The sequence below is a fragment of the Moorena sp. SIO3E8 genome (genome assembly GCF_010692445.1).
Taxonomy (GTDB): domain Bacteria; phylum Cyanobacteriota; class Cyanobacteriia; order Cyanobacteriales; family Coleofasciculaceae; genus Moorena; species Moorena bouillonii.
Genome location: NZ_JAAHHM010000003.1, coordinates 194023 through 215111, shown reverse-complemented (window position 1 = coordinate 215111; position 21089 = coordinate 194023). Strand labels below are relative to the sequence as shown.

At 44.3% G+C, this 21089-nt stretch carries 22 protein-coding genes; 9 read left to right on the top strand and 13 right to left on the bottom strand.

Going from position 1 to position 21089, the window contains the following annotated elements:
- Positions 1-142 precede the first annotated feature (142 nt).
- Entirely contained in the window at positions 143-280 is a 138-nt protein-coding gene (locus tag F6K46_RS02455) for a hypothetical protein (RefSeq protein ID WP_293054715.1), read from the top strand.
- Here the strand turns inward: F6K46_RS02455 and F6K46_RS02450 are convergent.
- The gene (locus tag F6K46_RS02450; protein ID WP_293054717.1) at positions 240-1052 is read right to left on the bottom strand and encodes a TIGR03943 family protein; all 813 of its coding nucleotides are present in this window, start codon (positions 1050-1052) and stop codon (positions 240-242) included. The two genes, F6K46_RS02455 and F6K46_RS02450, sit on opposite strands and share 41 nt — an antisense overlap.
- 409 nt (positions 1053-1461) lie before the next feature.
- Positions 1462-2463 (bottom strand): permease, encoded by a 1002-nt coding sequence (locus F6K46_RS02445; RefSeq protein WP_075898786.1) that lies wholly within the window; start codon positions 2461-2463, stop codon positions 1462-1464.
- Positions 2464-2734: 271 nt separating this feature from the next.
- Here F6K46_RS02445 and F6K46_RS02440 point away from each other — a divergent pair, with 271 nt between their 5' ends.
- Positions 2735-4108 (top strand): hypothetical protein, encoded by a 1374-nt coding sequence (locus F6K46_RS02440; RefSeq protein WP_293054718.1) that lies wholly within the window; start codon positions 2735-2737, stop codon positions 4106-4108.
- A 299-nt stretch (positions 4109-4407) separates the two neighbouring features.
- Here the strand turns inward: F6K46_RS02440 and F6K46_RS02435 are convergent, their stop codons facing one another.
- Entirely contained in the window at positions 4408-4650 is a 243-nt protein-coding gene (locus F6K46_RS02435; protein WP_293054719.1) for a hypothetical protein, read from the bottom strand.
- 31 nt (positions 4651-4681) lie between these two features.
- Between F6K46_RS02435 and F6K46_RS02430 the strand changes: the two genes are divergently transcribed.
- Positions 4682-6517 carry a glycosyltransferase family 39 protein gene (locus F6K46_RS02430; RefSeq protein WP_293054720.1) on the top strand — a complete coding sequence of 612 codons (1836 nt, stop codon included), beginning with the start codon at positions 4682-4684 and terminating at the stop codon, positions 6515-6517.
- A gap of 341 nt (positions 6518-6858) precedes the next feature.
- Here the strand turns inward: F6K46_RS02430 and F6K46_RS02425 are convergent, their stop codons facing one another.
- Both F6K46_RS02425 and F6K46_RS02420 read right to left on the bottom strand, forming a co-directional pair.
- The gene (locus F6K46_RS02425; RefSeq protein ID WP_293054721.1) at positions 6859-7011 is read right to left on the bottom strand and encodes a hypothetical protein; all 153 of its coding nucleotides are present in this window, start codon (positions 7009-7011) and stop codon (positions 6859-6861) included.
- 422 nt (positions 7012-7433) lie between these two features.
- Positions 7434-7688, bottom strand: coding sequence for a hypothetical protein (locus tag F6K46_RS02420; protein ID WP_293054722.1), 255 nt, complete (start codon positions 7686-7688; stop codon positions 7434-7436).
- A gap of 449 nt (positions 7689-8137) precedes the next feature.
- Here F6K46_RS02420 and F6K46_RS02415 point away from each other — a divergent pair, with 449 nt between their 5' ends.
- The 4 genes from F6K46_RS02415 (at position 8138) to F6K46_RS02400 (ending at position 12854) form a co-directional block, all read left to right on the top strand.
- Entirely contained in the window at positions 8138-8977 is an 840-nt protein-coding gene (locus F6K46_RS02415) for a hypothetical protein (protein WP_293054723.1), read from the top strand.
- Positions 8978-9052: 75 nt separating this feature from the next.
- Positions 9053-11272 (top strand): tetratricopeptide repeat protein, encoded by a 2220-nt coding sequence (locus tag F6K46_RS02410; RefSeq protein ID WP_293054724.1) that lies wholly within the window; start codon positions 9053-9055, stop codon positions 11270-11272.
- Between the two features lie 61 nt (positions 11273-11333).
- Positions 11334-11486, top strand: coding sequence for a hypothetical protein (locus F6K46_RS02405; RefSeq protein ID WP_293054725.1), 153 nt, complete (start codon positions 11334-11336; stop codon positions 11484-11486).
- Positions 11487-11660: 174 nt separating this feature from the next.
- A complete protein-coding gene (locus F6K46_RS02400; RefSeq protein WP_293054726.1) occupies positions 11661-12854 on the top strand; it encodes an HhoA/HhoB/HtrA family serine endopeptidase in 1194 nt (397 codons plus the stop codon).
- Here the strand turns inward: F6K46_RS02400 and F6K46_RS02395 are convergent.
- Both F6K46_RS02395 and F6K46_RS02390 read right to left on the bottom strand, forming a co-directional pair.
- Entirely contained in the window at positions 12740-13009 is a 270-nt protein-coding gene (locus F6K46_RS02395) for a hypothetical protein (RefSeq protein WP_293054727.1), read from the bottom strand. The genes F6K46_RS02400 and F6K46_RS02395 overlap by 115 nt on opposite strands.
- A gap of 81 nt (positions 13010-13090) precedes the next feature.
- A complete protein-coding gene (locus tag F6K46_RS02390; protein ID WP_293054728.1) occupies positions 13091-14146 on the bottom strand; it encodes an ATP-binding protein in 1056 nt (351 codons plus the stop codon).
- Positions 14147-14395: 249 nt separating this feature from the next.
- Here F6K46_RS02390 and F6K46_RS02385 point away from each other — a divergent pair, with 249 nt between their 5' ends.
- A complete protein-coding gene (locus F6K46_RS02385) occupies positions 14396-14602 on the top strand; it encodes a hypothetical protein (protein ID WP_293054730.1) in 207 nt (68 codons plus the stop codon).
- Here the strand turns inward: F6K46_RS02385 and argF are convergent.
- Positions 14580-15500, bottom strand: coding sequence for an ornithine carbamoyltransferase (gene argF, locus F6K46_RS02380; RefSeq protein WP_293054731.1), 921 nt, complete (start codon positions 15498-15500; stop codon positions 14580-14582). The genes F6K46_RS02385 and argF overlap by 23 nt on opposite strands.
- Before the next feature lie 243 nt (positions 15501-15743).
- Positions 15744-15932: a hypothetical protein gene (locus F6K46_RS02375; RefSeq protein ID WP_293054732.1), complete on the bottom strand. Its 189-nt coding sequence runs from the start codon at positions 15930-15932 to the stop codon at positions 15744-15746.
- A gap of 204 nt (positions 15933-16136) precedes the next feature.
- On the opposite strand from F6K46_RS02375, the gene F6K46_RS02370 reads away from it, so the two are divergent.
- Positions 16137-17771 (top strand): alpha/beta hydrolase, encoded by a 1635-nt coding sequence (locus F6K46_RS02370; RefSeq protein WP_293054733.1) that lies wholly within the window; start codon positions 16137-16139, stop codon positions 17769-17771.
- 137 nt (positions 17772-17908) lie between these two features.
- Here F6K46_RS02370 and F6K46_RS02365 read toward each other — a convergent pair whose 3' ends face one another.
- The 4 genes from F6K46_RS02365 to F6K46_RS02350 form a co-directional block, all read right to left on the bottom strand.
- On the bottom strand, positions 17909-18556 hold the full coding sequence (locus F6K46_RS02365; RefSeq protein WP_293054734.1) for a hypothetical protein: 648 nt from the start codon (positions 18554-18556) through the stop codon (positions 17909-17911).
- A 184-nt stretch (positions 18557-18740) separates the two neighbouring features.
- Positions 18741-19007, bottom strand: coding sequence for a hypothetical protein (locus F6K46_RS02360; RefSeq protein ID WP_149030778.1), 267 nt, complete (start codon positions 19005-19007; stop codon positions 18741-18743).
- A gap of 156 nt (positions 19008-19163) precedes the next feature.
- On the bottom strand, positions 19164-19403 hold the full coding sequence (locus tag F6K46_RS02355) for a hypothetical protein (protein ID WP_293054735.1): 240 nt from the start codon (positions 19401-19403) through the stop codon (positions 19164-19166).
- A gap of 106 nt (positions 19404-19509) precedes the next feature.
- Positions 19510-21042 carry a PRC-barrel domain-containing protein gene (locus tag F6K46_RS02350; RefSeq protein WP_293116727.1) on the bottom strand — a complete coding sequence of 511 codons (1533 nt, stop codon included), beginning with the start codon at positions 21040-21042 and terminating at the stop codon, positions 19510-19512.
- Positions 21043-21089: the final 47 nt, after the last annotated feature.

Genomic DNA, 21089 nt, shown 5'->3' with positions numbered 1-21089 from the left:
CCCCAATTTTGGGGGGAACAAAACTCTTAAAGTCCCCCAGAATTGGGGGATTTAGGGGGCTTTAATAAAACCAGATTATCGCGCATTCATTCCTTAATTCAGCAATGCCAGATGGTGAGAATTTAGGTAAATTTTAAATTCAATGTTCACAAATCCGATTCCCGATTCCCGATTCCCGATTCCCGATTCCCGATTCCCGATTCCCTACTCCCTACTCCCTACTCCCTACTCCCTAAAGTTTAGTAATAATAAGGATTTTCCGGTTCCGGAATTTTCTTAATTGCAGTTGCTTCAATAACCAGCTGGCGTTTATCATCCAGGGTTTCTGTAATCATGTTACCTTCAACCTCTATCCAAGTATCAGACGGATAATCATTACGGTTTTCAGTTAGTTTTACGGGCAAACCTAAAGGATAAGCGTCAGCAGCACAACAGGTAATCACAAACCGGGAAATTAAGAGATGGTCTGGAGGGAGATTAGGAGCAATTACGACAAAACCATCGACTTTGACTTTTTGACCGGTATAGGCATCTGGTTCAGGATAAACATTCAAAAGCTTGATCCATTCAATTAGGGTGCGCTTTTCAGGATTGCTAGCACTGCGGAAGGATTGCGGTTGCGATCGCGTTATGGTGGGGGAGTCGGCAATACCCCGGTGTAGGGCGGTTTGGCTAGTAAATGCTTTGGGTGTCACAATTAAACCAACCATTGCCGTAGCGATTAGGAAGCCACTACTCCAACTAGGGGGAAATAAGGTTGTATGTTGAACAGCTGGCCTAGTTACTGCCTTACCTAATCGGTGTTGACGCTCTAACTTCAGCAGTTGGGATAACCTCAACCCGGATATTAACAATAAAATTATACCAGTGATAACTACCAAGCTAAAGTAATTGGGATGAATTAACAAACTTAACTCACCAGTTAGCCAGGATTTCAACAATAAAACTCCCCATAACGCTAAAGCAATTACTTCTAAAAGAGGGATTGACCAGTTTCTTCTGTAAGAACTTTTTCTGGACAAACGTCCTGAATGGTTAGATGGATTCATCATTAACAAGCTAATGGATTTTAGGAAGATTTAAAATTTAATCTAGGGAGTCGGGAGTCGGGAGTCGGGAGTCGGGAATCGGGAGTCGGGAGTCGGGAGTCGGGGTTAAGAGATTGAGGCGGGGGCGCGGGGATTGTGGGGATAGGTGAGACATTTTGGGAAACCTTTATTACTGGATTCAACACTTCTGTTAAAATTACTCGTGACCCTTCATCCTTAATAATTCATCCTTCATAATTTAATTCCATAATCAGGTACACAGGATTTTTTCCCGATTCCCGATTCCCGATTCCCGATTCCCGATTCCCGATTCCCGATTCCCGATTCCCTACTCCCTACTCCCTACTCCCTACTCCCTACTCCCTACTCCCTGTTCCCTGTTCCCTACTCCCTACTCCCTACTCCCTACTCCCTAACTAACATACAAATTAATAAACAAAGTCAATAAAAATGTTAATTGTCCTGCTATTAGAAATAGGTAAATGATTGACTTGGTTTTAAATACTGATAACAGTAAACCGATGGCTTTGATGTCAATCATTGGTCCGAAGATTAGAAATGCTAACAACGAGCCACTGGTGAAGGTTGAGGCAAAGGCGAGGGCAAAAAATGCATCGACAGTGGAACAGATGGATACTACAGCGGCCAATAGCATCATGGCCAAAATAGACATCACTGGTCCTTGACCGAGGCTAATGATAATATCACGGGGGATAACGACTTGAATGATGGCTGCGATCGCACTACCTAAAACTAGGATTGAGCCTAGCTCCCGAAACTCTTGTATAGCATTTTCGACAAAGAGCTGTAGTCGATCAGATAAGGGTTTAGTATTTATGTTCTGGCTAACGGGTGTGTTTAAGACATTAGCGTCTAAGGGCAAAGGTGTACCAGATTGACCGAGTAAATATGAGCCTGATTGTAGTAATGCTGGCTTATCCTCAGCAAATTTCCTTGGTCTAGAGCGAAACACTGCTCGTTGCAGTAGGGGGCCTAAGTCTTTCTGAGTACTGAAGACACAGCCGATAAAGATGGAAATACTTAAGGAAAATAAAATTCGCAATACCCAGATTTCCGGCTGGTCTCGAAAGGCTACCCAAGTTGACCAAATTACTACAGGATTGATGGTTGGGGCTGCGAGCAAAAACCCAATTGCTACTGGTGCTGGTGCTCCCTGGCTCAGCAACCGCCTAGCCACTGGCACATTACCACACTCACACACTGGGAACAAAAAGCCGACACAACTACCAAAAACTGCTCCTAGAAAGGGGTGGCGAGGCATACTAGCAATTAGCTTGCGCTCATCCACAAAAAACAGCAATAAGCTGGAGAGAATAACCCCCAGTAGCAAAAAAGGTGTTGCTTCAACCAACAAACTCAAGAATAGGGTGAAGGCGTTGTTGAGCTGATTCATGCATTTTCCTATTTATGCTTGAGCAACGTGTTAAGCAAGAGAAAAATCAAAGGTCAAAGGTCAAACACTAGTCTAGGGCAAGGCTTTTGGCTACCAGCGATAGGTAATTTAATCGGGAATACCTTACCTGATACCAGATGATTCTTTTCTTTTCTAGCATAGAGGCTAGCTGTTTCCCCGTAGGGTGGCGCTTAGCTACACTTCATGAGAGGGTTGGGAATAGGTGACAGTGTTACTATCCTTGTTACTATCCTGATGAAAGGGTAAGCCAATGTCTGACCTAAGCAAAATAGTATACCCTAATCTTGACCTATTCCTCTACGATCTACGGGAAGGTCTAGGGCAAGACCCGGAAATTATTGATCACAACCGTGAACGATTCTGGCAAAGAATCTATGGTCATGCCGAGGGTGATGAATCAGACCTGATCCTAGAGCCAACGTTACTGGCTAAGCTGAAACAGGCAGAGCGCTCAGAATCTAGGTTGGTGGAACTATTGGGTGCTGATGTGGTCAAGCATTTCGAGCGTCCTTTGGAAGGCTACTACTACCCTATCCAAATTGGTAACACTTACGCCCTTCAGGTGAACTGTTCCGGAGTCTATGCTGATGGTATCAGACAATCAAACCATTCCCCCCAACCCATTACAAATATTAAGAAAATCCAAGGGGAAATTCTTGCCCACATCAATCACCAACCTGGAGCAATTGGTCAAACTTGGATCATGTGGGGTCAACTGTGTGACCGTGATCAAGACCCTACACAAATTGCCCTAGAATGCTACAAGCAACTGGTGTCTCAATCCGACTGGTCAAGAGACTTCCAAGCCCAAGGCAAAGTGCTAGGGGGGACTTTATTTGAATTTTGGCGTCCTCCCGCCGATTGGTCAGAGCCAGAAGCGATCAAGCACAACCATCATTTGTTAATCTGGTTGTTTCCCAAAAAGCGGTCTATTGATTCTATCATCGACACCATTACTGGCATTTATATAGACTTAATTTACCTATTGTATTATCGTAACAAAATTCTTTGGGCTTATGGTGAAATTAACAGACCACTAGCAGAACTTAAAGCTGATCTAGTCTCAGTTAAAAGTACTATTGATCAGATCAGTATGTTACCCCAAAATACAGTCAAATTAAGGGAAATACTAAGCAATAATCTCAACCTATTGTCTCGTTATGCTACTAATTTAGGGAGGCTGGATTCCCAAACCCAAACCATTAAAACCAATATCGAAGATTACCAACAACGATTGATTAAATTAAAACAGGTTTATCAACGGAGTGATTGGCACATTCTGGGAGAGTTTAGGGATTTAGCAGCTAGCCAATATCTGCAACAATTGGAGATGGAGCATGGCAGATTAAAGTCTGGTTTAACCTTACTAGAAAATCTAATTCGGACAGTAGATGGCATGACCCAAACTTACCAAACTCAGAGTAATCGCAGCTTACACCAAAGCATTGCTCTAGCTGGCGTGGGAGTAGCAACTAGTAGCATTACCGCTACTGTCCTAGTTAAACAACAACCCCCTGATAACAATACTATCTTTATCTTGACACCAGCTTTTGCCTGGAGTATTCTCACTGGTGCGATCGCTACTTTGGTAATGTGGATAATTTTACGGTTATTTAGTCGTTGAGGGAATAGGGAATAGGGAACAGGGAGTAGGGAGTAGGGAGTCGGGAGTAGGGAAATGGGGAGATGGGGAGATGGGGAGATGGGGAGTCGGGAGTCGGGAGTCGGGAGTCGGGAGTCGGGAGTCGGGAGTCGGGGTAATAAAATTGAATGTAGCTGATCAGCTTAAAAAACGTTATATAAATTGTTAAAAATAAGGGTTATTTAAACTGTTTAATTACCATAAAATCAATTTTTAAATACGTGTTTTATTAAGCAAAAAAGGTTTAAATAAGAGTTAATAAAAATTGTAAATAATTGAAATTAATAAGCTAAATCATTCCCGATTCCCGATTCCCGATTCCCGATTCCCGATTCCCGATTCCCTGTTCCCGATTCCCTGTTCCCTGTTCCCGATTCCCTTTCCTTTATGTACTTAAAAAAATCCCAAACTGTTTTATTACTACTGCTGTGGATTACGATTGGGGCTTTGCTGCGCTTTGCTGGTCTAGGGGTTTTACCTCCTTGGACTGATGAATGTGCCACAACAGTATTTAGCTTGGGCAACAGTTTTTACTCGTTACCTCTGAATCAGTTTATGGGAGTAGAAACGCTATTAAGCCCACTGAAACCGTCTCCTGATGCTGGCATTAGTGATGTTATTCATTATTTATTAAGGGAAAGTACCCATCCCCCAGTTTATTTTGCTCTGACCCATCTGTGGCTGAAACTATTCCGATTAGAGGATGGTATGGTTTCCATTTGGGCAGTGCGATCGCTTTCTGCCTTATTGGGAGTAATCTCGATTCCCGCTATCTTTTGCCTAGGTCGGCTAGCCTTTCGCTCACTATTGGTAGGTCACATAGCAGCAGCAATGATGGCTGTTTCCCCTTTCGGGATTTTCCTAGCTCAACAGGCTCGTCATTATACTCTGGCTATTTTGCTAGTGATAGCATCTCTGGGTTGCTTGGTGAAAGCGGTAGAGTTAATCGACCGTGGTGAACGGTTGCCCAGTTGGCTAGGGTTAGGGTGGGTGGGAGTGAATAGTCTGGGGATTGCTACCCATTATTTTTTTATCCTGACCTTAGCTGCGGAAGCGATCGCATTATTGGGACAAGCTTGGCGAGAAACTCAGCAAGACCGACTAGCTTTCATAAAACCTTACTGGTGGCGGATTTATGGAGTAGCTATGGGTTCCTTAGCGGGATGTTTAGTGTGGATACCGGCCTTACAAGCCATTCATGATAGTCCCCCTACCCAATGGATTTATAGCCAAAATGCGATCGCACGATGGATTGAACCCATAGGACGATTCTTACTATGGCTGTTCAGTATGGTGTTACTGCTACCTTCTTCTTTCTATGACCTATCCCTAGGAATTATTATTGTTTCCGGTATAGTTACTTTAATCCTAGTGATTTGGATAGTATCCCGTCTCCGCTATGGACTGAAATTACAGCAACTCGATCACCATAACCGTTTCGCTATCACAATCCTAAGGGAGTATGTCTTGGCAGCAATTGGGTTATGTTTAGTCTTGACCTGGGGTTTCGGTATAGATTTAAGCACAGCCCCTCGTTTTCACTTCGTCTACTTTCCAGCAGTGATCCTCTTGGTGGCAGCAAGCTTAGGTGGTTGTTGGAATCAGATTAGACTTGTTGCAGTTTTCAAGGGATCCCCCCTAACCCCCCTTAATAAGGGGGGGAAAGAGTACGGAATAGGGAACAGGGAGCAGGGAGCAGGGAGCAGGGAGCAGGGAAATGGGACAAAATTCGATGTACCTGATCGGGATGACAAAGGGTATACAGCAAATTCCGCTCCCCTAACCCCCCAAGCGAGGGATTGCTCGCTTGGGGGGGAAATTGAGTCAAAGTCCCCCAGAATTGGGGGATTTAGGGGGCTTGCAGCTAAAGGCAGTGAGGTCAATTCATCTGAAAAAGGCTATAAGTCTTACTTTGGCAGAAGGATAGTTGTAGCGGTATGGTTGATTGGGCTGTTGGGTGGATTAGTGACAGTCTCGAATCTTGGTTATCTTCAAAACGAGCGCCCGGATCTATTAGTGTCTATTATTAACCAAGCAAGTGAAGCACCGGTTGCGATCGCAACCACCTACAAACACCATGGACAGACCGGGCGCATGATCGGATTAGCTTGGGGATTGAAAGGTATGGCTGTTGCTAATGGTTCTCATGGTAATTCCAGGGATTTTCCCCAATTTTTCTTAGTAGCTCGTGACCGGAATAGTTTTAGTTACGAAGATGCTGTCCAACAATTACAACAACAATTAAATGAATTGCCACGACCACTAGATTTATGGTTAGTCAATTTCCGTACCAAAATTGACCTAGACTCTCAGCAATGCTTTCGAGAAAAGCGCTCTCGAAAGTGGGCTGGTCAATATAGTTATAAACTTTATCGATGTGTTAAGAAGTAAGCAGTCAGCAGTCAGCGGTCAGTGGTCAGTGGTCAGCCGTCAGCCGTCAGCCGTCAGCCGTCAGCCGTCAGCTTAACATCAACCTCGTTCAGTAGAATTTAATAGTTCGAGATTAATGAAAATTGATGTAAGCATATGCTGATAGCTGATAGCTGATTGCTGACAGCTTAAGTAAAACAATAAAAACTACTGAAACTCCTATGGATAAAGACACTAAATTTGCTTTACTAGTGATTGCTATTCCCCTGTGTGGGTTAATTTATTGTGGCTCAGCAATAGCAGTGATGGTTTACAGCGAATATGTCAGAGAACATCCCTTGACATTTGGTACCCTTTTTTTACTAATTCCCTTCGCTACCGGAGCATTCATTTGGCTGAGAGCTTCCGCTAAAGCTTATCAAGTCAAGGGAATAGGGAACAGGGAACAGGGAACAGGGAGTAGGGAGTAGGGAGTAGGGAGTAGGGAGTAGGGAAATGGCATCAACAATTCTCACAATTCCTAAACTGATTACTATACCCTACTGAAAGACCAAAGGCGAACAAAATTCAACCTTAATAACCTTAAACATCATAACCTTCAACCTTCAACATCCTAATCTTAAACATCCTAACCTTCAACCTTCAACATCCTAACCTTCAACCTTAAACATCCTAACCTTCAACCTTAAACATCCTAACCTTCAACCTTAAACATCCTAACCTTCAACCTTAAACATCCTAACCTTCAACCTTAAACACCCTAACCTTCAACCTTAATAACCTTCAACCTTCAACTTCCCAAAAAAAATAGCCGCAGAAATCTTTTCCACGGCTAGAGGTTTTGATGATGACTACAATTTTTCAACCAAACCTAAACACAATCCCATGTCATGAGACCTAATGTTTCGGCCAGGGGGGTTACCCCCCCTAAATTAGTTTAATCGATAATCAGGTATTTGGTCATCATCGTGATGAATTCGCCTGGGATGCCAGTGGGCTGAAGGGGGCTCCACTCGGAGATTTCCGCGTAACGCAGCGCATATAGGGTATGCATGGTCTTCATTATGGCTTTACGTGATCCTTTTAAAATGTGCTTAACTGGGTATTTTTTTGGAGAAGGTTCCTGAGGAGTATTAGCGGGAGTAATCTCTTCAGGATTGTTGTTTTCGTTTGGGATAAACTCTTCAGTCATCGTTAAAACCTTTGTTTGAAGTTTATACTATAATCATAACGATTATAGTATAAATTGTCAAGGGATTTTAGAAATTATTTTCTGAGAGGGTATTGAAAGAAAATGTACAGAATTGAGAATTAATAATTAAGAATCGGGAATCGGGAATCGGGAATAGAGGGGAAATTTTGAAATAGAATCCCGTAGGGTATCTTTGAAAGAATCGCGTTTTTTTGGAGTAATTGTATCGAGATACATGGAAACATTAAATCGGACAAACTTGGAAAGATATCCGAAAAAAAAATTCTACTAATCCTCAATGAATTATGATAGTTTTTGTTCCCGATTCCCGACTCCCGACTCCCGACTCCCGACTCCCGACTACCTATATTTTCCTGTGTTAAACTATATATAGATTGGGTTTTATGCATCTACTGGTTAATGCTATATAATTAACTGGAGGCTAATCGTTGAGTAATTTAACGGGCTTGATAAAAATCTCAAGCCACCAGAACTCACTTGCTAGTGCGGATGTGGTATTTGTTCACGGGCTGGGAGGGGATGCTAGAAGCACGTGGCATCCTAAGGGAAAACAAGATGATGATGACTTCTGGCCAGTTTGGTTAGGACAAGATCAGCTAGGTCTTAATATCTGGTCTTTTGGGTATAACGCTGAAGGGACAAACTGGAAAAGCAACAGCAGTATGCCCCTTTTCGATCAAGCCAGTAATTTATTAGGTTGGTTAGACAGCTGTAAGCTGGGTAAGCGTCCATTGGTATTTATTACTCACAGTCTGGGCGGGCTTATAGTTAAAGAGATGCTTAGTAGTGCTCATAATTTTGATCAATATAAAGGTATTGTTGAGCAGACTAAAGGGATTGTATTTCTGGGTACTCCCCACACTGGGGCTCATCTAGCTAAATTAATTGATAATATTCGCATTTTGGCACGAACTACAGTAAGCGTTAACGAACTAAAAGCTCATGCCCCTCAGTTACGGAAATTAAATGAGTGGTATCGACAAAACGTTCGGAGTTTAGGAATTGCCACAAACGTCTATTATGAGACCCAGAAGCTAAAGGGGATTTTGGTTGTAGACGAGGATAGTGCCAACCCAGGCATTGAAGGAGTGAAGCCGTTTGCCATACCAAAGAATCATATTGACCTATGCAAACCAGAGTCTCAAAACAGTCTGGTCTATCTTGGTGTCAGGAAATTTATCAAGGAATGCCTCAAAACTCCTGTACACCTAAAAGATTATAGCAACGGAACAGTTTATGTTGGCGAGATTCCTATTCATGAGCATTAGCTGGAGTCGTCCGACCGGGAACGGACAAAGTTAAATCCCCCCACTAACATTACTAATCGTGGCACTCCCCACTTTGTGGGCAGGGAAGATCAACTTGAGCAGCTCCATCGGGAACTTCAACAGACCGATCGATTAGCAATTTGTGCCATTGCCGGAATGGGCGGTGTTGGCAAAACCGAGTTAGCTCTACAATATGCACTTAGATATCAGGAAAACTACCCTGGTGGTAGCTGCTGGTTATCGGTGCGCGGTGCAGATCTCGGGACTCAACTTGTTAGTTTTGCGCGTACTAAATTAGGATTAACGATTCCAGATGAACTACAGTTCAACGAACAGGTAGAATACTGCTGGGGGCATTGGCCAGAGGGAACAGCATTGATCGTGCTGGATGATGTGCCTTATTTCGGCAAGGACTACAAAAATAAAATTGAACCCTATTTACCTCCAGCCCAATCCCGTTTCAAAGTACTGGTCACCAGTCGTCAGCGGCCAGGGGCTTCTTACCGACGAATTGACTTGGATGTATTATCCCCAGAAGCAGCATTAAAATTATTGGAATCCCTTGTTGGAAAAGAGCGCATCGATAACGAACTAAACGAAGCAGAAGCCTTATGTGAATGGTTGGGTTATTTGCCCTTGGGTTTAGAGTTAGTCGGACGATATTTAGATATACATCAGAGTGTAACCATTGCTAAGGTTCAGAAACGTTTAGAAAAGAACAAGTTAGCAGCAAAGGCATTACTTTCTCAAGAAGAACAAGGGCAAATGACAGCCCAGTTGGGAGTAGCAGCAGCATTTGAATTATCGTGGCAGGAGTTGCCACTAGAAGCCCAGCAGTTGGGATGTCGTTTGAGTCTGTTTGCTCAAGCTCCTTTTGATTGGTTCCTGGTAGAGAAGTGTGTTATCGAAACTGAAGATGAAGATGACTGGGAAGAAGAACAAGAAGAATTGGAGGAGTTACGTAATCGCTTTCTGGTCAATCGTAATCTCTTGCAACTGAGCGAACATAAAACCTATCGACTTCATCAACTAATTCGAGAATTTTTCCTGACCAAGCTGGCTCAATTACCAGAGGCGGATACCTACAAGCAAAGCTTTTGTCAAACAATGGTGGCTGTTGCCAAAGAAATTCCTTATATGCCAAATCAGGGAATCATTGCAGAAGTTACCCCCGCCATCCTTCATTTAGTCGAAGCTGCTACAGCTCTAACTGACTGGCTCAGGGATGAAGATTTAATCTGGCCCTTTCTTGGCTTAGGAAGATTGTATGAGGGTCAAGGTAGCTATGATCAGGCTGAACCGTGGTTTACCCAATGTTTAGAGATAAGCAGAAGCCGCCTGGGTGAGGAACATCCGCATGTAGCCACCAGTCTCAACGACCTGGCATTACTCTACTGGTCAATGGGGCGCTACCATGAAGCAGAACTCCTCTTGCTTCAGTGTTTAGAGATGAAAAATCAGCTGTTAGGTGAGGAAGATCTCGAACTATCCACCACTCTCAACAATCTGGGATTAATCTACCATGCTCAGGGTCGCTACCATGAAGCAGAACCTATCTTGCTCCAAGCCTTGGAGATGACAAAGCAGTGGCGGGGTGAGGAACATCCGGATGTAGCCACCAGTCTCAACAACCTGGGAATACTCTACGATGATCAGGGAAGGTACCCTGAGGCAGAACCCCTCTTTGTCCAGGCTTTGGAGATGAGAAAGAAGCTGCTAGGCCAGGATCATCCCGATGTGGTTAAAAGTTTCAACAACCTGGGATTACTCTACTATAATCAGGGGCGCTATCATGAGGCAGAACCTCTCTTTGTCCAGGCTTTGAAGATGAGAAAGGTGCTGGGTGAGAACCATCCCCATGTGGCCGAAAGTCTCAACAACCTCGCATTACTCTACCATGTTCAGGGGCACTCTGATGAAGCAGAACCCCTCTTTGTCGAGGCATTGGATATCAGAAAGCAGCTGCTGGGTCAGTACCATCCCCATGTGGCCGAAAGTCTCAACAACCTCGCATTACTCTACCACTCAAGGGGTCGCTATGATCAGGCCGAACCCCTCTGTTTCCAAGCATTGGAGATGAAAAAGCAGCTGCTGGGTGGTGACCATCCCCATGTGGCCGAAAGTCTCAACAACCTGGCTGCACTCTACTATGCTCAGGGGAAGTACCATGAAGCAGAACCCCTCTATGTCCAGGCATTGGAGATTGCAGAACGGAAGTTAGGGTCAAATCATCCTAAAACGGTGACCTTTCGTGATAATCTGGAGAATGTGCGCGACAACCTTAATAATACCTAAGTTTTTAGGTATATTCGGAATAAATTTGCGATTTTGCGCGATTTATGCATAAAAATGATCAGTGATCAAAATAAATTCTAATTCACAGGAAGCGATTGACCTTTGGTCACCCTACACGATGAAGCGTTCGCAAAGCGTGGCCTACGGCCTCAGCTTCCGCGCTTATGCGATCGCATTCTCAACCCAACAACGAAACAATAGCGCTATAATATAAGATTACCCTATCTTATTACCACACCCCACACCCCACACCCTACACCCCACAACTCCCACACTCCCCACCCGCTATTTCACGTAACTACACAATATTCTTCGGTCAACACTTCTCATTTTTAAGTAAAGTGTAAGTATATGGACCTCAAAAGCAATTATTGAAAATTCTAGAACCATGAGTTTATCCCTAAAGCAGCTAACCGTTTATCTGACATTGCTGGGCTTGGGCGGAGGTGCAGGGGTTTTGGGTAGTCGCTATCTCATGGCAGAGCAAGAGGTAATCAGACGCCCACAAATCGTTCCAGCAGTATTACAACCATTCACGCCACAACGATCAAGTGTTACACCCCAGAGAAACCTGAATTTCATTGCTAAAGCCGTAGAAAAAGTAGGTCCGGCAGTGGTGAGAATCGATGCAGCCCGTCAGGTATCACGGGATATCCCACAACCGTTCCACAATCCCTTCTTTAGGCGCTTTTTTGGGGATGACCTGCCTATGCCAAAACAGCGCATCGAGCAAGGCACCGGCTCAGGGTTTATCCTCAGCTCCGATGGACGCTTGATCACCAATGCCCACGTTGTAGAAGGCACAGAGGAAGTTAAAGTCACCCTAAAAGACGGTCGCAGCTTTGATGGTCAAGTAGTGGGCACTGACCCAGTCACCGATGTAGCGGTAGTCAAAATTGAAGCAACGGACTTGCCCACAGTCAACTTGGGTAAAGCTGAGAATTTGACCCCAGGAGAATGGGCGATCGCTATTGGTAATCCCCTCGGTTTAGATAATACTGTAACCGTTGGTATCATCAGTGCCTTAGGGCGCTCCAGTTCCCAAGTCGGGGTTCCTGAAAAACGGGTCAGCTTTATCCAAACTGATGCCGCCATTAACCCTGGTAATTCTGGTGGTCCGTTGTTGAATGCCACTGGTGAAGTGGTTGGGATTAACACTGCTATTCGAGCCAATGCCCAAGGCTTAGGGTTTGCTATCCCCGTGGAAACTGCGGAACGGATTGCCAATCAACTATTTTCTAAAGGTAAAGTTGAGCATCCTTACCTAGGCATTCAGATGGTGACCTTGACCCCAGACTTGAGAGAAAAAATTAATCAAGACCAAGACTTTGACCTGAAAGTCACCCAAGATGATGGGGTTTTAATCGTCCGGGTGGTGCCAGGCTCCCCCGCTCAGAGAGCTGGTTTCAAACAAGGAGATATCATTAAAACCGTTGCGTCGAAACCAGTAAAAAATGCCACTGAGGTTCAGCAGGGTGTCGAAGCCTCAGAGGTTGGTGCCCAGTTAGAGGTGGAAGTGCTTCGTAACGGTAAGACCAAATTAATCAGCGTGCGACCAGGGGCTTTTCCCATGGATAATTGATGATAGCAGAGGGAGTAGGGAGTAGGGAGTAGGGAGTAGGGAATCGGGAATCGGGAGTAGGGAATCGGGAGTCGGGAGTTTGGCAAGTTAATTAAATAAATAAGGTTATTTTTGGAACAAATCTGATAAGTGTGATCTAATAATGAGCCCTGCATAGTTGAATGAATTGATTGTGAGTAGGTGGGCAGTAGCTAGCTACAGAATTGGCAAGCTGAGTTAATGTGCCCACCCTACATCTAGATCCCTGCTCCCTGCTCCCTGCTCCCTGCTCCCTGCTCCCTGCTCCCCACTTCCTCTGCTTGTAAAAAATCAATAAATTGTCGTGCTGTCCTACCAGAGAAACCATTGGCTCGGATTGCCCACTGTAAGGCACGAGGTCTGATCTCACTAGGCTCAAGGGGGATTTGGGCTAGGGTAGCTAGATGTTGGACAATCTTGAGGTAGGTTTTCTGGTCAGCTTTCTCAAAGGTTAGGGTTAAGCCAAAGCGATCGCTAAAGGACAGTTTCTCGTGAACCGTATCCCAACCATGGACCTCTTCATTGCTAGGACGGGGACGGTCTTCAAAGAATTCTCGAATCAAGTGTCGTCGATTAGAGGTGGCGTAAACCACAACATTGTCAGGTCGTGCTGTTAAATTCCCTTCCAAGATTACCTTTAAAGCTTTGTAGGAATCATTATCCTCTTCAAAGGATAAATCATCGATAAAGATAATAAATTTTTGAGGCTGGTCTCGCAATTGTTCGGTAATTACCGGTAAATCGATCATCTCTGATTTCGGGACTTCAATAATTCGCAATCCCTGCTCACCGTATTCATTTAACAACGCCTTGACCAAAGAAGACTTACCTGAACCGCGACTACCGTAAAGTAATACATTCAGGGCTCGGTAGCCTTTCAGCAGAAATTCTGTATTCTTGAGCAATTGCGTCCGTGCCAATTCATAGCCCACCAGCTCACTGAGTCTAATCGGATCGGGATTAGCAACACCAAGCAACTGACCGGATTGCCAACGAAATCCTTGATAGTCAGCAAAAAGTCCAGTACCAAACTCTCGATAGTATGATGCGATCGCTTCCAAGCCATCAGCCCAATTGTCTAAATTGTTTAGTTTAGCTTGTAGATCAGCGTGCCATTGAGTACGTTTATCAATCTGGTCAGACCCAGACCTTGATTGACTTGACTCACAATTCCAAGGCACCAGTTCAACCGGTAAAACAGATGCTCTTTTGACGTAAGCATTCAGGTGATGGGGTTGACAAAAAGGGAAGGATGAGTAGTAGTGTAGAACCATGGAAATCAAACCGCCAGCTATCCCAAATAGCTTTGAAGCTCTGGAACTGCTGCCCCAATCAGTTCTGNTTTAGTTCGGAAGATATCGTCAAAACGCTGACACCATCTATCGAAGCACGGGGGCATTGCTGTGGAAACAGTTTCTTTCATGGGATTGGAGGGAAAAAGTAACCAACCTAAAAAACTTACCCTATATTATAGCATAGCACTATTTATGCCTTGAATTATCGCGCTTAGTCCCACTAGGCGAATGCCCAAATCTAAAAAACATACCCTTGAAAGGGGGTTAGGGGTGGGTTCCGATTCCCGATTCCCGATTCCCGATTCCCGATTCCCGATTCCCGATTCCCGATTCCCGATTCCCGATTCCCGATTCCCGATTCCCGATTCCCTATTCCCTACTCCCTACTCCCTACTCCCTACTCCCTTAGGATTCAATCAACCCCTAAAAGACTGACCAGTAAAGCTTTTTGAGCATGTAAACGGTTTTCTGCCTGGTCCCAAACACGGGATTGCGAGCCTTCGATTACCTGGTCTGTAATTTCTTCCTCCCGGTGAGCGGGTAAACAGTGGAGTACGATTGCTGATGGGTCGGCATGGTCTAACAACTGTTGATTAACTTGATAAGGCTTAAAAATTGGAATTCGCTCCTCAGCTGAGGCTTCTTGACCCATACTTGCCCAAACATCAGTATAAAGTACGTGAGCTTCCTTGGCAGCAGCTACTGGGTCATCGGTAACCATTACTTCTGTGCGGCCAGCTGCAGTTTTCAGGGCAAGCTCACAAATAGCACTATCAGGTTGATAAGCTGGTGGTGTGGCGACTCTGACATTCATTCCCATTAGAGCGCAGCCCAACATTAGTGAATGAGCAACATTATTACCGTCGCCAACATAAGTCAATGTCAAACCAGCCAGTGTTCCAAAGCATTCCTGAATCGTTAACAAATCGGCTAAAATTTGACAGGGATGCTCCCAATCAGTCAAAGCATTAATAATCGGAATCTGGGCATAGTCGGCAAAGGTTTCCAACTGTTTTTGCTCAAAGGTACGAATTGCTAGAATATCCAAGTACCGATCTAACACTCGCGCTGTATCTACTACCGGTTCTCCACGACCAACTTGGGTGACATTGGGATTTAAGTCAATCACCTGACCCCCTAGTTGGTACATAGCTACGGAAAAACTGACCCGTGTCCGTGTGGAAGCCTTATAAAACAATAATCCCAAAACCTTATTGCACCTAGGAGTCCACTGACCTTTTTTTAACTGAGTGGCTTTATCCAATAGTTCCTGAATGTCACTAGCACTGAGGTCTGTTAAGCCTAGAAAATCGCGTCCTTTTAATGTATTCATGTTCTATATTCAATGAGTAAACTAGTTTACCCTAGCCACAGTGCTACACACAATTGCCCCAAAAAATGTACTATTTTACGGGAATGAGCACCATTAAGCTCCCCAGTTTTTGTTAAGATGCACCCTGTTAAGACGCTATCCTATTTATTTTAAATTATCATAGCTAGTCTCCCAAAAAATACTAAAAAACTAGTTAGTATTTTTTAGGAAAACAAGCTTGAATCTTGGCTAGAGTTATTCACTCTACCACAAATCTTCGCTATAACATAATCCCAGTCTATTTAATATATCCCTAAATGTCATCAAAAATTGACAAATCGTTATTACATAATACAAATGTCTTGCCCGACTCAGCACTAGGGAGTAGGGAGTCGGGAGTCGGGAGCGGTGCGACCCATGATGGCGAACGCGCCCCGCGTGACCTACGGTCAAGGGATTGCTCGCCATCACGGAAAGCGCACCGAGGGAGTCGGGAGTCGGGAGTTGGGCTATAGTATTTCCATTTGAGATGTGAACAAATAATGAAATGCTTTAGGGAACCTAAAACTCTAGATAACTAATATTAGTGGCTAATACAGCGTTTTTTGTATTAGAAAAAATTACAATATCTTTTTACAACTCATTTGGAAAGTCTATATGTTAAGATTCGCAAAAGGTAAACCAAAAACTAGACTAGGGTGGCTGGTGCTGAATCTAGGATTGTTGGTCACTCCAGTGATAATTTCTGCACCAGTTGAGGCAGCAGAGAAAATCTATATTTCCTATGGTCCAATCGAGTTTTCCCTACCGATCGCAGCTCTAGAAGTTTATGCGACAGTGGGCAAAGTTGAGCCATCCTTAGCCTTCTATGCGGGGTATATAAAGCCGGAAGAATTCAAACAACTGCGGCAGGTCTTAATCACTCCCATTGATGTCACACCAGTAGCGATCGCTCAATTCCTCTATTCACCTCAAGGGGAAATAGTTCTACAACGGGTAGGTGAAGTGATTCAAACCAAAGCTCGTCAACCCGGTTTCTATGCTATTCGAGCGGCTTTAATCAAAGCCGCTTTTAAGCCAGAAGGGTTGACGATTTTGAATGTGTTGCAGGAATTTCCGACTTACGGCATTCGGATTAACTCACAACGGGGTTTTGAAATTATTGATGACTTATCGAAGCTGATTCAGCAAACCCAGATGACCATTGCAGCAGTGGAACAGGCATCGGAGCAGGAAGCGGCAGCCCAGACAGAGCGAGGTTTATCGGATTTATCCCTAGACTTACGGCAACCCGGTTCAGTAAGCTATACTAAGCAAACCATTACCTTCGATGACCTGAGCCGTCGGCGAGAGTTTCCCGTTGATTTGTATTTGCCAGAGCCCCCAAGGGAAGGGTTAGCACCAGTAATTGTTATTTCCCACGGACTGGGTTCAGAACGGAAGACATTTGAGTACTTAGCCCGTCACCTGGCATCCCATGGATTTGCTGTGGCTGTACCGGAACATCCAGGCAGTAATGCGGATCAAATACAGGCTTTGTTAAGTGGTCTTGCCAAAGAGGTAGCTCCACCATCAGAATTTATTAACCGCCCTCTGGATATCAAGTTGTTACTGGATGAACTAGAAAGTTCCTTTAAAGGGCAGTTAAATTTGCAACAGGTGGGAGTATTGGGTCAGTCCTTTGGGGGTTACACATCCTTAGCTCTTGCTGGAGCCGAGATTAATTTTGAGCAATTGCAAAAGGATTGCGCTCCCTTAAATGAGGATACCTTGAATATATCCCTACTACTTCAGTGTCGTGCCTTTGATTTGCCACCACAGGACTATCAGTTATCAGATCAACGGATTAAAGGTGCGATCGCAATTAATCCAATTGCTAGCACAGTCTTAGGAAAATCCCAACTTAGCCAAATTCAAGTGCCCCTGATGGTAGTCGCTGGTAGTGATGATACCGTAGCGCCAGCGTTACCAGAACAGATTCAACCCTTTACTTGGCTGACAACTCTACAGAAGTATCTAGTATTGCTCAAGAGAGGAACCCACTTTTCCACCCTCGCCCCATCAGAAGATGATGTCCCCTTACCTGAGGCAGTGGTTGGTCCTGACCCAACTATTGCTCAGGAGTATATGAAGGCATTGAGTTTAGCATTTTTTCAAACCTATATTGCTGGTAAATCAGAGTACCAAGCTTATCTAAGTGCTGCCTATGCTCAATCCCTTAGTCAAGAGCTGATGCCCTTGAGTTTGCTAACAATTCTCGAGCCTTTGGTACGGGAAAAAGCAGGGTTGTGAGGTCAGCGGTCAGCGGTCAGTGGTCAGCTTATTTTATTCAAAAGGTGTTCGGTGTAGCGTGCCCTATGGGCATAAGCTGATAGCTGATAGCTGATAGCTGTTCGCGTAGCGTGCGCGTAGCGCATTAGCTTGCTCAATTATTGACTTCCAGCGCCACCTTTTGGACTATTTTCCCCTGAAGTCGCAGTCACAGGAGGCTCAGACTGATCAAAAGTAGCCAAGTCTTGAAAAGCGTTAGCTAAAAGCACTAGGGCTTGTTGGCGGTGCTTAACGCTTTCTTGTACTCCTTGCACTTGTTTTTCTAGTGCTGAAAGTTTTTTTTGGTTAGCTTCTAAGTCAGTTGCCAGATTCGATGGCACTTGCTTTTTGAGTTGAGATAGCTGACTTTCTAGCTGTTGAACTTGTTTTGCCAGTTCTAATTCTCCCTGAGCCTCTTTGACTGAATTAATTTGTGTAGTTAGCTCTTTGAGCTGGGTATAAAAGAAATATCCTGTCCAAGCTCCTGCTGCTCCCACCATCAAGATTAAAATCATCCAAATAGCGGTGAAGCGACCCATTTTTTTCTGTAGCTGCTTTGTTTCTTGCTCCTGTTTCTTCTTATCGGACATGGCAGTCATTTGAAATTCCAGCAATGCTTCGGCGACTTCTTCGATATGTTGCTCTTGGAGATTAGCAAGAGGATTGACTGGGGTAACAACAGGAAGGGCTGTGTTATAAAGAGGTTTGTTGTCTATACCAAAATTATTGATCGTGCTTATTTTCCTTAGATTATTGTTGTTAGACATGGCCTTTATTTGAGACTATTTATTGTTGGTTTTTTATAGCAAAGAGAACTGGAATTCGGGAGTAGGGCTTAGGGAGTCGGCAGTCGGTAATTTATGATCAAAAATGGGCACAATTAATTTAGTAATACTCTAGTATTTATTATTTAGTTTTAATGGTCAATAATTAATCAAAAAATTACCAGTTTTATTGAGTGGTTTTCCAGGAATTTACTGGTGCAAATTGCTGCTGCAACTGGTTGTAAGTTATAGCACCAAGGGGACTGATAGCAGCAATACTACCTCCTAGGATCACAATACTTAACACCAGCAAGATTTGGAGCCGTTTCACTGAGGCTTCTAGGGATTGCACCTCCTGTTGCAGCCCATTGATAACTCTTATTGCTCTGAGGTCAGACCATATACTGTCTTCTTGAAGAAATTCACAATCGCTATTGTTGTCAGTCGTCATCATTGTTTGAATTCTCCTTAAATAAAGGTTTTTTGCCACGGTCTAAGTAATTACTAAGTAACTATTGAGCCATTGGCTGAGAGCCAACGGCTGAGAGCTGAGAGCTGAGAGCTGAGAGCTGAGAGCTGAGAGCTAATAGCTGAGAGCTAATAGCTGAAATTACTGATCAGCGATCATTAACACAGAGATGATGTTCTGCAGAGACTTCTGTTTTTCTTTTCTCTCGGATGCAGCGGTTTCTGCTGGTGTTTGGGGTGCAGTTGCTTCTGGTGAACTCGGAGTCGGTTGAGACTGAGAGTTCTCATTACCATCAGTAGCTAGAGACAACCAAGATGCGATCGCTAAAATACTTAGCACCATTGCAAATTGTCTAGTTACCAGTATTGCCACTTGTCTCATGGTATTTTTCTCTTTCAGTTGTATAGATCAGTTAGTGCCAGGACTTACGCACAGACTCCATGGGTAGGGTGGGCAAGGTTTTTACCACCCTACAAGTAGCGTTAAATTAAGAGATTTGCGTAAGTCCTAAGTGATTAAGAGCTGTTTTGGCAGATTCTGGTTCAGAACTAGGGTTGAGTGTCTTGTCTTTCTGAGCAGCGTCTGTAGTAGTAGCGGAGTCAGCACTCGGCAACTTTGTCTTTACTTGAACTAGTTTTTCCTTAGCCTGGTCAGTCAGCTGTTTAGTAGTCTGTTGTGCTTGACCAGCAACCTCAGAGAACTTCTCTTGGCTATTCTCCGCTACTTTTTTAGTAGCCTCTTGCACTTGAGTGGTGACATCAGAAAGCTTCTCTTTGGTATTACCAGTCACCTGTTTAGCCGTTTGTTGCACTTGAGCAGCAATCTCAGAAAACTTCTCTTGGGCATTGGCCGCTACTTTTTTATTGGTCGGTTGTATTTGACCAGCGACCTCAGAGAGCTTCTGTTGAGCATTACCAGTTAGCTGTTTAGTGGTCTGTTGTGCTTGACCAGCAATATCAGAAAACTTCTCTTGGGCATTCTTCGCTACTTTTTTATTGCTCGGTTGTACTTGACCAGCAATATCAGAGAGCTTCTGTTGAGCATTACCAGTTAGCTGTTTAGTAGTCTGTTGTGCTTGACCAGCAACCTCAGAGAACTTATTTTGGGTATTCTCCGCTACTTTTTTAGTAGTCTGTTGCACTTGACCAGCAACATCAGAGAGCTTCTGTTGAGCATTACCAGTGAGCTCTTTAGTGGTCTGTTGTGCTTGACCAGCAACCTCAGAGAGCTTCTGTTGAGCATTACCAGTGAGCTCTTTAGTGGTCTGTTGTGCTTGACCAGCAACATCAGAGAGCTTCTGTTGGGTATTCTCCGCTACTTTTTTAGTAGTTTCTTGCACTTGACCAGCGACCTCAGAGAACTTATCTTGAGCATTCCCCGCTACTTTTTTAGTAGTTTCTTGCACTTGAGTCGCTAACCCCTGAGTCCCTTTCACCAGCGCCGCCATATCTTCCTTGGTTTTAGCGTAGTCATCTTTCAAGGATTCAGCCGCCTGAGAAATTTTGTGATTGATGCCACCCGTATATTGCTCAGCCTTTTGCACCATCGCCTCGATCGCCATCACTCGTTTACCGCCCACACTAGCGATCGCGACAGGGGGAAGTCGGTAGGAGCCATCAGTGAGACCACGCCAGCCCTTGGATCCAAAGATATACTCAACTACCTTCCCCGTGTTGGGGTCGAATCGATAGTCCATCAAAGTACCTGCCTGATTCCCTCCGTCCGTCCACAACTGATGTCCCACAATCGATTCCACAGATTCCGGTTTTTTCGCTGTGGTTTCCGAGCCAAGGTAAACTAGAATGCTGTCGGAGCCAATCGTCTCAATTTCTGCCCAAGTAAATGACCGTTTTTTGTGACCGAGCAGTCCTGACTTGCAAACCAAACCCAAAACTTGGTGAGCAATTGGGTCGAGCCACAGCTCAGCTACCCGACCAATTTCTTCGGTGTTTTGGCGATTCAGTACTATCTGGTTGATTACATCACTGTGCTTAATGGCAGTTTCTGATTGTGTGTTCATCAACGTTCTCCTTAGTTTGAAATCAGAGTTTTTAGAGCAAATCTGGT

Bases quoted from the DNA above. Each gene is read 5' to 3' on its own strand.
- F6K46_RS02455 (WP_293054715.1), top strand. From the start codon at position 143: ATGTTCACAAATCCGATTCCCGATTCCCGATTCCCGATTCCCGATTCC.
- F6K46_RS02450 (WP_293054717.1), bottom strand. From the start codon at position 1,052: ATGATGAATCCATCTAACCATTCAGGACGTTTGTCCAGAAAAAGTTCT.
- F6K46_RS02445 (WP_075898786.1), bottom strand. From the start codon at position 2,463: ATGAATCAGCTCAACAACGCCTTCACCCTATTCTTGAGTTTGTTGGTT.
- F6K46_RS02440 (WP_293054718.1), top strand. From the start codon at position 2,735: ATGTCTGACCTAAGCAAAATAGTATACCCTAATCTTGACCTATTCCTC.
- F6K46_RS02430 (WP_293054720.1), top strand. From the start codon at position 4,682: ATGGGAGTAGAAACGCTATTAAGCCCACTGAAACCGTCTCCTGATGCT.
- F6K46_RS02420 (WP_293054722.1), bottom strand. From the start codon at position 7,688: ATGACTGAAGAGTTTATCCCAAACGAAAACAACAATCCTGAAGAGATT.
- F6K46_RS02400 (WP_293054726.1), top strand. From the start codon at position 11,661: ATGAGTTTATCCCTAAAGCAGCTAACCGTTTATCTGACATTGCTGGGC.
- F6K46_RS02395 (WP_293054727.1), bottom strand. From the start codon at position 13,009: ATGCAGGGCTCATTATTAGATCACACTTATCAGATTTGTTCCAAAAAT.
- F6K46_RS02390 (WP_293054728.1), bottom strand. From the start codon at position 14,146: ATGGTTCTACACTACTACTCATCCTTCCCTTTTTGTCAACCCCATCAC.
- F6K46_RS02385 (WP_293054730.1), top strand. From the start codon at position 14,396: ATGCCCAAATCTAAAAAACATACCCTTGAAAGGGGGTTAGGGGTGGGT.
- argF (WP_293054731.1), bottom strand. From the start codon at position 15,500: ATGAATACATTAAAAGGACGCGATTTTCTAGGCTTAACAGACCTCAGT.
- F6K46_RS02370 (WP_293054733.1), top strand. From the start codon at position 16,137: ATGTTAAGATTCGCAAAAGGTAAACCAAAAACTAGACTAGGGTGGCTG.
- F6K46_RS02365 (WP_293054734.1), bottom strand. From the start codon at position 18,556: ATGTCTAACAACAATAATCTAAGGAAAATAAGCACGATCAATAATTTT.
- F6K46_RS02360 (WP_149030778.1), bottom strand. From the start codon at position 19,007: ATGATGACGACTGACAACAATAGCGATTGTGAATTTCTTCAAGAAGAC.
- F6K46_RS02355 (WP_293054735.1), bottom strand. From the start codon at position 19,403: ATGAGACAAGTGGCAATACTGGTAACTAGACAATTTGCAATGGTGCTA.
- F6K46_RS02350 (WP_293116727.1), bottom strand. From the start codon at position 21,042: ATGAACACACAATCAGAAACTGCCATTAAGCACAGTGATGTAATCAAC.